Origin of the sequence: Pseudomonas sp. SL4(2022), assembly GCF_026625725.1 — a bacterium.
Taxonomy (GTDB): domain Bacteria; phylum Pseudomonadota; class Gammaproteobacteria; order Pseudomonadales; family Pseudomonadaceae; genus Aquipseudomonas.
The window spans coordinates 2,753,614-2,766,194 of record NZ_CP113060.1 but is presented as its reverse complement, the minus strand read 5'-3'; the positions used below and the strand labels follow the sequence as shown (position 1 = coordinate 2,766,194).

General features: G+C 61.0%; 7 protein-coding genes and 2 pseudogenes. 3 read left to right on the top strand and 6 right to left on the bottom strand.

The genetic code is table 11. From position 1 onward, the window contains the following. Positions 1 to 25: 25 nt before the first annotated feature. Together OU997_RS12995 and OU997_RS12990 are read right to left on the bottom strand one after the other, a co-directional pair. Complete coding sequence (locus tag OU997_RS12995; RefSeq protein ID WP_267806926.1) at positions 26 to 1,045, bottom strand: Leu/Phe/Val dehydrogenase; 1,020 nt, start codon at positions 1,043 to 1,045, stop codon at positions 26 to 28. A gap of 64 nt (positions 1,046 to 1,109) precedes the next feature. Continuing rightward, a complete protein-coding gene (locus tag OU997_RS12990) occupies positions 1,110 to 1,868 on the bottom strand; it encodes a hypothetical protein (protein ID WP_108485832.1) in 759 nt (252 codons plus the stop codon). A 116-nt stretch (positions 1,869 to 1,984) separates the two neighbouring features. Between OU997_RS12990 and OU997_RS12985 the strand changes: the two genes are divergently transcribed. Further along, on the top strand, positions 1,985 to 2,788 hold the full coding sequence (locus OU997_RS12985; protein ID WP_267806924.1) for a SirB1 family protein: 804 nt from the start codon (positions 1,985 to 1,987) through the stop codon (positions 2,786 to 2,788). 8 nt (positions 2,789 to 2,796) lie between these two features. On the opposite strand, the pseudogene OU997_RS21035 reads toward OU997_RS12985, so the two are convergent. The 4 genes and pseudogenes from OU997_RS21035 to OU997_RS12970 form a co-directional block, all read right to left on the bottom strand. After that, positions 2,797 to 2,988, bottom strand: a pseudogene (locus tag OU997_RS21035) (response regulator transcription factor); the annotation flags it as partial. A gap of 123 nt (positions 2,989 to 3,111) precedes the next feature. Continuing rightward, positions 3,112 to 4,413: pseudogene (locus OU997_RS12980) on the bottom strand (helix-turn-helix transcriptional regulator); the annotation flags it as partial. Between the two features lie 1,067 nt (positions 4,414 to 5,480). Next, the gene (locus OU997_RS12975) at positions 5,481 to 6,851 is read right to left on the bottom strand and encodes a DUF1329 domain-containing protein (RefSeq protein WP_267806922.1); all 1,371 of its coding nucleotides are present in this window, start codon (positions 6,849 to 6,851) and stop codon (positions 5,481 to 5,483) included. Between the two features lie 29 nt (positions 6,852 to 6,880). Then, the gene (locus OU997_RS12970; RefSeq protein ID WP_108485828.1) at positions 6,881 to 8,647 is read right to left on the bottom strand and encodes a DUF1302 domain-containing protein; all 1,767 of its coding nucleotides are present in this window, start codon (positions 8,645 to 8,647) and stop codon (positions 6,881 to 6,883) included. Between the two features lie 565 nt (positions 8,648 to 9,212). Here OU997_RS12970 and gcvH point away from each other — a divergent pair. Next, positions 9,213 to 9,596 (top strand): glycine cleavage system protein GcvH, encoded by a 384-nt coding sequence (gene gcvH / locus OU997_RS12965; protein WP_108485827.1) that lies wholly within the window; start codon positions 9,213 to 9,215, stop codon positions 9,594 to 9,596. 9 nt (positions 9,597 to 9,605) lie between these two features. Continuing rightward, the gene (gene gcvP / locus OU997_RS12960) at positions 9,606 to 12,458 is read left to right on the top strand and encodes an aminomethyl-transferring glycine dehydrogenase (RefSeq protein ID WP_267806920.1); all 2,853 of its coding nucleotides are present in this window, start codon (positions 9,606 to 9,608) and stop codon (positions 12,456 to 12,458) included. Positions 12,459 to 12,581 lie beyond the last annotated feature (123 nt).

The following is a 12,581-nucleotide window of genomic DNA, read 5'->3' as shown; positions in this document are numbered from 1 at the left end:
TTTGTGTTTCTGGCAACAGTCAAACTCAGCCATATAACAAGCGTTCGGCAATCGCATCAGCGACCCTTGCCGGCGGACGCTTGTCGGCTTGGGCATGACCATAGATCTCGGTCAGCCGCTGACTGATCTGTGTCAGGTGCGCGGTGATCACCGGCACAGGCTCACCCTGATGTTTCAGCGCCACGTAGATCAGACCGCCAGCGTTGATCACATAATCCGGTGCATAGAGAATCCCCCTCGCCTGCAAGCTGTCGGAGATGTCGGCACTGGCCAGTTGATTGTTGGCGGCCCCCACCACCGCCGAGCAGCGCAACTGAGCGACACTGCCCGCATGCAAAACTCCACCCAAACCGCAGGGCGCCAGGATGTCGCAGGGCGTGGCGAGCAAGGCTTCGCTGGCCACCGGTCGGGCGCCCAGTTGCTCGACCGCCCGCTGGACGCGACCTGGGTCCAGGTCACTGACCAATAGCTCAGCGCCGGCAGCATGCAGTTGCTCGGCCAGGGCGAAGCCGACATTGCCCAACCCCTGAATCGCCACCCGTAAGCCTTCCAGGTTGTCACTGCCGAGGCGCGCCAGGGCGGTGGCACGAATCCCGGCAAACACGCCCATGGCGGTGTACGGTGACGGATCACCCTCGGCCGTGGTGCTGGTGACATGCTGGGTGTGCTGGGCGATGCAGTCCATGTCGGCGCTGGACGTGCCGCTGTCCATCGCGGTGATGTAGTGGCCATTGAGGGTTTCGATAAACCGGCCAAAGGCTTCAAACACGGCGGCGCGGTTATCGACATGCGCGGGACGGATGATCACCGCCTTGCCGCCGCCCTGACGCAGGCCCGCCAATGCGGCCTTGTAGCTCATGCCCTTGGCCAGACGCAGGGCATCCTCGATGGCGCTCGTCTCGTTGGCATAGTTCAGGTAACGGCAACCGCCCAGCGCCGGGCCAAGGCGGGTGTTATGGATGGCGATAATCGCCTTGAGACCGGTCAGTGGATCCTCGGCGAAGTGCAGTGACTCCAGCCGGGCGGTTTCCATCATGGCGAACATGCTGTGGCTCCCGTACTGATTTGCCTGTCAGTATAGGCCGCTACCACTGAGGCGCTGGCACGCCTCAGTGAATCAGCAGGTTCACGATTTGCTCACTGTAGCGGCTCACCACAAACGGCAGAGAGCGCTCACGGTAATTCAGCAGTGGCTGCTCAATATAGTTCCAAATCACCCGCACCTGTCCCAACCGGGCCTGCAGTTCAGCATGCGTATCCGGTGCCTGCTGCAGCTGAACCAGTCGCTCACTGAAACGCTTGGTCAGGGCATCCACCGGCTCACTCAGCGCCTGAGTACTGTCATACACAGCCGCGCCGGCATCCCAACTGGCCGCCTCGCGTACATATTCGGCAGCAATCTGCTGCATCAACACCGCCTGACGCAGCGCCATGCTCGTCGGCGTCTCAGTCAAGTGTGTCTGAAGCTGGCGGTTGCGTTGCACCAGGTCATAAGCGCTCTGCGACAAGTCATCCAGGGCATGAAAGCCCATGTTCTCAACGCCTAGCTGAGCATTGCTGAGCACCAACGCCTGCAAACGCTGTGCGACCGGCTGCAACTCAAGCGCCAAGTGTGCCGCTGGCTCTGTCTCGATCAGGGCAGCCTGCTCGGCCTGCAACTGCTGAAAATGACGCACGTTTACCTGCAGCCGCTGCTGCACATCGGGGTCACCCTGTTCCAGGCGTAGCAGGTGAAACAGGGTCAGCACACGGTAGGTCGAAAGCTCCTGTGCCAGCAGGTTGTCCTGCAGGGACTGCGCAGCACTGAGCCAGGAGCTGCTGAACATTAGCAGCAGTGACAAAACAGCATGACGAAGCACGACGAGCATCCTCGATTTCCTTATTTCGGGGGATCGCCGCGGAACTTGGCACAGGGCCGGCACAACAATGTACTGGACGAAGGTTAGGTGCTTGACTACAAAGGCATAAACCTTGGGAGCAGCCCATGACCCCTCGCGCCGCCTGCCTTGCCTGCCTGCAGCAACAACCGCCCGCGCTGTTTGAAGCGGCGGTGTGGATCGCCGTGGAACACCAGCCACACCTGCAGCCGAACGAGGTGATGCAGCAACTGGGCAACCTGCAACAACAAGTGCTGCAGGGGCTGCCCGAACTGCCCAGCCAGGAATTGGCGCAAGCGCTGGTGCGCCGACTCACTGAGCTGGATTTTCAGGAGGATGATGAGTATCCGCTGCGCCCCCAGGCGGCACTGCTCAATTGCGTGCTGAGCCGTCGCCGTGGCCAGCCCCTGTCATTGGCGCTGCTCAGCCTGGAATTGGCCAGACGCTTGGCCATTCCCCTGCAAGGCATCAACTTTCCCGGACATTTTCTACTCCGGGTACCGGGAGCGGATCACCTGCTCGACCCCTGTAGCGGACGACGGTTGTACACCCGAGAATGCAGGGAACTGCTGCAACGCCAACAAGGCCCGAAAGCGCAATTGACGGCCAGCCACCTGCAACCCATTGATGCGCACAGCCTGCTGCAGCGCCTATCACGCAACTTGCGCCACCTGCATCAGATATCCCACGAGCCGCTTGCTGCACTTCGCGACGCCGAGCGCGTCCTGCAGCTCGGCTCACCCTGCTTGGCTGATCACCTGGCCCGGGCCGACATCTACCAGATACTCGACTGCCCGCAGGGTGAGCGCTTCGATCTGCAACGCGCCCTGCTGCTCTGCGATGATCTGGCACAACGTCTGCACCTTAGCCAGCGGCTGCGCCAACTCAGCGCCAGCCCGGCACTGCATTGAGTGTTGGCGCTAAAAAAGCCCAGCGCCTTGGCCTTGGCCACGGCCTGAGTACGTCGTGCGACGCCCAGTTTGCCGTTGATCCGGCGGGCGTGAGTCTTGACGGTATGCAATGAGATAAACAGCTGCTCAGCCACCTCCTGGTTGGAGAGTCCCTGGGCGATCAGGCGCAATACCACCAGTTCACGGCTGCTGAGTGCACTGGTGCGCGCCACCGGATGAACGGCCACATCGTCCGCGCACAGCACCTGCCACCATGGATGCTGATAGCCCAGACGCATCTTCAGGGCTTCACCGTTCTGCCGAGCCTGGTCGGCACTCACCTGATCGCCTGCGTCAGCGCATACCTCGGCATAGCGTATCCACAGCTCACTGGCTAACGCCTGGCGCCCCTGACTCAGTGCTTGCTCCAGCAAGCGCTGCAATGGCTGGCGAATGTCGGCACCATCCACACGATCCAGTTGTAGAAGAAACGCCTGAAAACGTGGAATCAACTCCGGGAAATTCGGCGTAGGCAGAATAGCCTTGACCCGCTGCGCATAGCCCAGCACCCGTGTCGCCGCCAACCGTGCACGCTCACGGTGGCCCTGCGCTAACCACAAGTGGCAACTGGCCAACAGCAGGGTCCCACGGTACAGCGTTTCATGCACACGCTGGCGTTGCATCAAGCGTTCAGCCTGCGCCAAACGAGCAAATGCAGAAGCAATGTCCCCCTGCCCCATGGCCAGCTCGGCCAGGCCAAGATACCCCTGGAAAGCAGCCGGATCACCGTAGTCGAGCGCCTGCTCCAGGCCACTCTGAAAGTAGTTTGCGGCCGCATCAGCACGCCCCTGGCGCAACAGCAAACGACCCAGTCGCAAGCCAATGCGCGCTTGCACCGGGGTCTGACGCAGCGTGTTGGGGGCCGTACCGGCCAGCACGCGCAGCAGCAACGCCTCGGCACGGGCAAACTCACCACGGGTCTCCAGCAGCAAGGCATGATCAAGTTCCAGCAAAGCCTCAAAAACAGCGTTGCCATGCTGTCGCGCCTGCTTCAGCGCCTCGAAGCTGAGCTTCTGGGCTGTCTCCAACTGGCCCTCACCGATGGCTACCAGGGTCAGCGCCGAGCGGCACAGCAATGCCTGCGCCCAGGCACTGTGCGGCAGGCCTTGCAAAGCCTCATGCAAATGCGTGCGGGCATCGACGGCGCACAATCGACCATAGGCGATGATGCCCTGAATCGCTTGCCAGTGCGCAAACAGCTCACGGGTACGCGGCCCATCACTGCGCGGCTGGAAACGGGCCAATTCGTTGATGCAGGCTTGCGCCTCATCCAGTCGCCCGACCAGCAGCAGAACCCAGGTATTGAGCAGGATCAGCCGCGGCGTGCTGTACAACAGACTTTCGGGCAGCTCGCTACGCCAGCGCAGAATCAGCGCCAGATCTTGCCCCTGCAGCACCTGCTCTTCGGTAAAGCGTTCCAGAAAACTGCTGGCCACCTCAGGCTGCCCTGCCAGCAGGGCATGCTCGACCGCCGCTGGAATATCACCGTGGGTGGAAAACCATTGGCTCGCATGTACATGCAACGCATTGCAGGGCAACTGCCCGGTCTGGCGTTGCAGCAGGCGAGCCAACGGCGCAAAGAGCATGAACCAGCCCTTGGCGGTATCAAGCTCCTGCATAAACACACCACGATCGAGTAAAGCGCGTAGCCACAATGCCCCGTCACCTGCACCAAACAGGTGGTCACAGAGCGCCAGATTGAATCGCGGCAAACGCGCCAATTGGATCAGCACTTGGCACAACTCATCCGGAAGGTGTTGCAACACTTCACGGTTCACATAGTCGCTGAGTAACGGCTCATGCTCAGCATCCAGCGGTGTTGTACCGGCAGCATCAGCCTGCACCGCCAACATGCGCAAACGCAGCGCGGCGGGCCAGCCCTCAGTCAAGGTATACAGGTCTTGCGCCCACGCACTGCAGGCCGGCTGCCAGTGCCCCAGCCAGGCCACGACCTCATCCGGAGTAAATGCCAGGTCGGCTGCGCCGATTTCCAGCAATTCCCCCTCCAGCAATAGACGGGAAAGGTTACAGGCCGGGCGGCGCCGGCTGCCCAACCACCAGCCGATCCCCTCAGGGGTCGCATCAAGTAGCTGATTGAGGAACAGGTCAAGCGCCGGATCAGGCTGCGCTGGATAATCATTGAGCATGATCCAACAACGCCTTGGGTCCTGCGCCAGGCAATTGAGCACATCATGCGATGACAGTGCAGGCGGGTAACCGAGCCATTTACCCAACTGCTGCGCCAGTTGTTCGACATTGCCGCCATAGGCCGCACCATTGAGCCAGAACACTGGGCAGTCCGCCGCAGACTCACGTGCGCAGTCTGCCAGCAGAACACTCTTGCCATAGCCGGCCGGCCCGACCAGCAGGCGCAAGCGGCAGGGTTGCTGCAACAGACGCTGCAACAGGCTGCGCCGTATCAGATGCCCGGGCGGAGGCCTAGGTATACCGCCACACGCAGGCGCAGCGGCACTCGGCAAGGAAGACGCTAAAGCGTTCATGTCGGCTCGTTTTATTGTTCTACAAGAACCGGATAATCGCAGGCTAACTCCCTGCTTCTGCGCATCACAGCTCTATCACCCGAGCTGATGGCAGGCGATAAAAAAGGCGGCCCGCAGGCCGCCTGATCACATGACAACAACTGCAACGTGGTTCAACGCACGCCTGAGCTGCGCAGGGCAGCCGGTGTGTAGTCCGCCGCCGAAGCCTTGAAACCAAAGTTGTAGGCCGTCTTTTCCTCGTTCTTCATGCCCAGAGCCAGGTAACGGCCTGCCACTAGGTCATACAGGGCTTCCAGGGTGTAACCGGGCACCTGATGGTTGAAGTACTGCTGGGCATGACCTTCGGCGACCCGCCAGAGTTGACCACGACCGTCGTAGTGATCGACCAGGGCGATTTGCCAACTGTCTTCGTCCACATACATATGCCGCTTGGCATAGATATGCCGCTCACCATCCTTCAGCGTGGCCACCACTTCCCAGACGCGGTGCAGCTCATAACGGGTCAGGTCCTGGTTGATATGGCCCGCTTTGAGCACATCGTCATAGGACAGTGCAGGCGAATCGAGCTTGAAGCTGTTGTAGGGAATGTACATCTCCTTCTTGCCCACCAACTGCCAGTCATAGCGGTCAGGCGCACCGGAGAACAGGTCGAAGTTGTCCGCCGTACGCATGCCGTCCGACGCGGTACCCGGACCGTCGTAGGCCACCTGTGGCGCACGCCGTACACGACGCTGGCCGGCATTGTAGATCCACGCCAGACGCGGCTCTTTCACCTGATCAATGGTCTCGTGCACCAGCAGCACGTTGCCTGCCAGACGCGAAGGCGCAGTCACCCGCTGTTTGAAGTACAGCAGGATGTTGCTGCCTTTGGCCGGATCGAGGTCAGGCATGTCCGCCGGGAAAGCCACTTCATCCTCGAACTTCACCAGGCTGTAGGAGCCATTGGTTTGCGGTGTGGCCTGAGTAACAACCCGGCGCGTGTTACCGCCGCGGTAACGGGTGATGTGGTTCCACACCACCTCCACCCCAGTTTTGGGGATTGGAAAGGCGTAGTAGCGGCTGGCATTGAAGTTCTGCAGGCCGTTGCCACCATCTACCGGCACGGTATTGACCGCACTGAGCTTGGCGGCCTCGGCGATTTTCGCGGGGACTGCGGCACTGCGGCGTGTTGGATAGACCGGAATCTTGTAACTCTCCGGGTAGCGCTTGAACATGGCCAACTGGCCTGCCGACAGTTTGTCCTTGTACTGCTCGGCATTGGCTGCAGTGATGGTAAACAGTGGCTGGTCACTGGCGTAGGGATCAGCCAGGAAGCCCTTTTCGTCTACGGCGGCAGCGGTGGTGGAAAGTCCGCCGCCCCAGGCCGGGATACTGCCATCGGCATTGCCCGCCATTTCACCGCCCAGCGGCGTCAGGGTGGTGCCCAGTTGTGCGGCTTCTTGCTCAGAGACGGCAGCCATCACACTGCTGGCGAGCAAGGTCAGCGCCAACGCTCCAGCTTGCAGGATTCTTGTGCTTTTCATGGGGTACGGATCCTTTTGCACTGTGTTGATCAGAAATTCACGCCGAAACTGAGCGCAACAAAGTCGCGGTCAGTGGTCGTGTTGTAGTCGCCACCGAAAAAGTCGGTGTAACTCAGGCTGGCCGTGTACGTGTTCTGGTAATCGGCATTGAGCGCCAGGCTGATAGCCTTGTTGCCTTCGCTGAAGTTCGGCCCGTAGCCATCCACGTCATGCGACCAGGCAACACTCGGCGACAAGTTGATACCTGCGAACACGTTGCTGTAGTCCAGGCTCGCCCGAGCCCGGTAACCCCAGGAGTTCGAGGTGTAAAAGCCATCACCCTGGCACTCATCAGGATTGGCGGCGTTGAAGGCCGCACAGATGCCGGCAGCACGGTATTCACCCGGCCCGTAAATCGGATCACGACCAAAACGCAGCTCACCGACATCGTCACTGATGCCGTTGACATGGTTGAAACCCACTTCCCCCACCAGGGTCAAGCGGCTGGCACCCAGCACACGGTCGATGAACTGCACGGCCGACAACTGAGCCTGGGTCACGGCACGGCGGTCATAGCCATGCAGATCAGCACCAGCAACGTTCTGCGCGTGACCGGTGGTAAATACCGGGCTGAACGGCAGCCCCAGCGCACCAAAGGACAGGTCAGTGGAGTTGATCTGCAGCGGCATATTCGGGCGGTAGCTGACTTCACCAGACAGGGCCGTGCCACTGAGATTGGTCTGGAAGCTCAAACCATACAGACGAATGTCTTCCGGATACTCGATGAAATAGCGCGCATTGGGCGCGCCGGGGATGAAGGTGGCAAAGTTCGGCGTTGTCGTGCGAATGGTGCTGAACACCGGACCACGGCTGTGATAGTTCATCGCATAGGCACCGAACTCGGTGTCATTCAGCGACTCGGCAAACCAGCGCAGGGCAATGCCATACTGGCCGTCATCGCGGGCATCGCGATCGCCGGCGCGCGGGATATAGGCGTTGTCCACAAAGGCGTTTCTCGACACCCCTGGCGCCAGGTCAGGCCCCAGTACGGTCAAGCGGTCGTCACAGCCATCAGCCAGTACATCGGAGCTGGAGAAGAACGTGCCGCAGTTATCCACGACCGTCTGGTCCCACTCCAATTGGTAGAAGGCTTCCATGCTCAGGGTGTCCGTCAGGCTCTGCGACACATAAAGCATGTTGACCGGAATCAGCCCTTCCTTGATTTCAGCGCCCGGACGACGGAATGCCGCCACATCGACAGGGTTGATGGCGTTGATGCTGTTACCGATAAAGGTACTCTCGCCCCAACTGACCACCTGCTTACCCACACGCACGCTGCCAGGCAGGCTACCCAGGTTGTAATTGTGGTAGAGGAACGCATCGAGAATCTCAGCGCCCGACGACTGTGCGGCAGTTTTACGGTTGCTGTCCTGAATGTCGTAGAACTCGCGGCCTTCATCCTTGGTTTCAAAGTCGTACCAGTACTTGCCGCGGATAAACACGCCGGTATCGCCATACTTGACTTCCAGGTCATGGATACCCTTGAAGATCTTCGAGAAGGTCTTGCCCTTCTCGAAGTTAAGCCGTCCATCGTCGGAAGTCCGTGAGGACGCCTGGCCACCGCTGGCGGTGGAAATAAAGTCCCGATCGGCATCACGCACCGACCAGCTGGCCCCCACCGACAGCGACGAGTCGAACTGCGCTTCGACCTCACCAAAGTTGAATGTGACGGCCTGGACAGGCGCAACACAGCCAATCGCGATGGCAACCGCCAACACGCTGGGCTGGAAGATGGCATGTCTTGTTGTTGTTCTCATGCGGCTCTCCTGGAAAGCGATTTCGTGTAGAGCCACCACGCTAACCAGCCACAAACCAAGGGATAAGCGCCCGAAAGAGGTATTTGCCCTGTCAGCCGAAAGAGTGAATCACCCTCTGGCCGGCCCCTCTGAGGCCATCTCATGGCGCATTTCAATGGCTCCGCATAACCTGGACGAATAGCCCATTACCGCGCGCAGGGCTCTGCACTCATCCACGCCTGCTCAGGCGCATTGCGCAACCGCACCATGCGCATATCACGCGGCCGGCCATCAGTACGTACTCAATTCGTTACAGCGTAATGAAAGCGACACAAAGCGTTCAGCCCGCGACAACCGGGCCTTGTCCCCCGCGATGCGCGACCAGCCCGCACGTCGCGTATCGATTTCGCTACAAAAGTCAAAATTCACCACCCCAGAAATAAACATAAGTCTTTGTTTTTATTGATAAAAATCATAATGGCACTAGCTTTGCTAAGGCCTTCCTACATTCAGCGCGCGCCCTACGCGCGCGCGCAGCACATCGCCCCCAGCAGAAAGGGCGAGTCAACACCCTTGAGGAGTACACATGAGCGAATTGCGTTTTACCGCCGAGCACGAATGGCTGCGTCAGGATGCCGATGGTCTGGTTACCGTGGGCATCACCGCCTATGCCCAGGACGCCCTGGGTGACGTGGTCTTCGTCCAGCTGCCAGAGGTACAGCGCTACGCCGAGGGTGACGAAGTGGCCGTGCTGGAATCGGTAAAAGCCGCCAGCAACATCGCCATGCCGCTGGACGGTGAGGTGGTTGAGGTCAATGGCGAGCTAGAATCCAGCCCTGAGCTGGTCAACGAAGACCCCCTGGGCAAAGGCTGGTTCTTCCGTTTCCGCCCGGCCAATGCCAGCGCCGTTGCCGACCTGCTCGACCTGGCCGCTTACGAGCGCCTGCTCAACGCCAATGCTGACGCCTGAGAGATTGTGATGACCAAGCTGACCACCCAGAACGAATTTATCGCCCGCCACATAGGCCCACGTGACGCAGACACGGCGGCCATGCTCGACCTGCTCGGCTACGCCAGCATCGACGCGCTGACCGATAACGTCATCCCCGACAGCATCAAAGGCACAAGCATCCTCGGCGCACAGCCGGGCATGTCGGAAGCCGACGCCCTGGCCAAGATCAAAACCATCGCGGCCAAGAACCAGCAGTTCAAAACCTTTATTGGTCAGGGTTACTACGGCACCCACACGCCGAGCCCGATCCTGCGCAACCTGCTGGAAAACCCGGCCTGGTACACCGCCTACACCCCGTATCAGCCAGAAATATCCCAAGGCCGTTTGGAATCGCTGCTGAACTTCCAGACCCTGATCAGCGACCTTACCGGCATGCAGATCGCCAACGCCTCGCTGCTGGACGAAGCCACCGCCGCTGCCGAAGCCATGACCTTCTGCAAACGCCTGTCGAAGAACAAGGCCAGCAACGCCTTCTTCGCCTCCCAGCATTGCCACCCGCAAACCCTCGACGTGCTGCGCACCCGTGCCGAGCCACTGGGCATTGAAGTCGTGGTGGGCGATGAAGCTGCGATCACCGACGCCAGCGCCTACTTCGGCGCGCTGCTGCAATACCCGGCAAGCAATGGCGACATTTTCGACTACCGCGAACTGGTTGAGCGCTTCCATGCCGCCCATGCGCTGGTGGCCGTGGCCGCTGACCTGCTGGCCCTGACCCTGCTCACTCCGCCGGGCGAATTCGGTGCCGACGTGGCCTTGGGCAGCGCGCAGCGTTTCGGTGTGCCGCTGGGCTTTGGTGGCCCACACGCCGCCTACTTCGCCACCCGCGATGCATTCAAGCGCGACATGCCAGGCCGTCTGGTCGGCATGTCCATCGACCGTTTCGGCAAGCCGGCCCTGCGCCTGGCCATGCAAACCCGCGAGCAACACATCCGCCGCGAGAAGGCCACCAGTAACATCTGCACCGCGCAGGTACTGCTGGCTAACATCGCCAGCATGTACGCCGTGTATCACGGCCCGAAAGGCCTGACCCAGATCGCCCAGCGCACCCACCAGTTCACCGCGATCCTGGCCAAAGGCTTGCGTGCATTGGGTTACAGCGTTGAACAGGCATTCTTCTTTGACACCCTGACCCTGGCCACTGGCGGCAAAACCGCAGCCCTGCACGCTGCTGCGCGCAATGCCGGGATCAACCTGCGTGAAATCGACGGCGAGCGTCTGGGCCTGTCCCTCGACGAAACCACCGATCAAGCGGCCGTTGAAGCCCTGCTGGCAGTCTTCGCCGACGGCAAGGCTGTACCCGCCTTCGCTGACCTGGCGGCTGACGTGACCGCCCAACTGCCGCAAGGCCTGCTGCGCGAATCGGAAATCCTCAGCCACCCGGTGTTCAATCGCTACCACAGCGAAACCGAGCTGATGCGCTACCTGCGCAAGCTGGCCGACAAGGACCTGGCGCTGGACCGCAGCATGATTCCGCTGGGTTCCTGCACCATGAAGCTCAACGCCGCCAGCGAAATGATCCCGGTGACCTGGGCCGAATTCGGCAACCTGCACCCCTTCGCCCCGGCCGAGCAAAGCCAAGGCTACAGCCAACTGACCACTGAACTGGAAGCCATGCTCTGCGCGGCCACCGGTTACGACGGCATTTCCCTGCAGCCGAACGCCGGCTCGCAAGGTGAGTACGCCGGTCTGATGGCCATTCGTGCCTATCACCTGAGCCGTGGCGATGATCAGCGCGACATCTGCCTGATCCCACAATCGGCTCACGGCACCAATCCGGCCACCGCCAGCATGGTCGGTATGCGCGTGGTGGTGACCGCCTGCGACAGCAGCGGCAACGTGGATATCGCTGACCTCAAGGCCAAGGCCGAAGAGCACAAAGAACGCCTCGCCGCGATCATGATCACCTACCCGTCGACCCACGGCGTGTTTGAGGAAGGCATCCGCGAAATCTGCGCGATCATTCACGACAACGGCGGCCAGGTGTACATCGACGGTGCCAACATGAACGCCATGGTCGGCCTGTGCGCCCCGGGCAAGTTCGGCGGCGACGTGTCGCACCTGAACCTGCACAAAACCTTCTGCATCCCGCACGGCGGTGGCGGCCCAGGTGTCGGTCCGATTGGCGTGAAAGAGCACCTGATCCCCTTCCTGCCCGGCCATGGCCATATGGCCCGTAAAGAGGGTGCCGTCAGCGCCGCGCCGTTCGGCAGCGCCAGCATTCTGCCAATCACCTGGATGTACATCAGCATGATGGGCGGCGAAGGCCTCAAGCGCGCCTCGCAAATGGCCATTCTCAACGCTAACTACATCGCCCGCCGCCTGGAAGAGCACTACCCCGTGCTGTACTCGGGCAGCAACGGCCTGGTGGCGCACGAGTGCATTCTGGATATCCGCCCGATCAAGGACAGCAGCGGCATCAGCGTTGACGATGTGGCCAAGCGCCTGATCGACTTCGGCTTCCACGCGCCGACCATGTCCTTCCCGGTGGCTGGCACGCTGATGATCGAGCCGACCGAGAGCGAATCCAAGGAAGAACTGGACCGCTTCTGCGACGCCATGATCGCCATCCGCAACGAGATTCGTGCGGTGGAAGCGGGCCAGTTGGATGCCAACGACAACCCGCTGAAAAACGCTCCGCACACTGCCCTGGAACTGGTCGGCGAGTGGACCCACGCCTACAGCCGCGAGCAGGCCGTGTACCCGGTAGCCAGCCTGATCGAGGCCAAGTACTGGCCGCCGGTCGGCCGCGTGGACAACGTGTTCGGCGACCGCAACCTGGTCTGTGCCTGCCCGTCCATCGAGGCGTATCAGGACGCCTGATGCAGCAAAGCCGTCCCCCCGACTGCGGGCGGGACGGCTCACTGCATGGATTACCCCGCACCTGTCGACTCCCCCTCACGGGGCGGGTTAGTTGCACCCACAAGAACAAGATGCTGCCCCAGT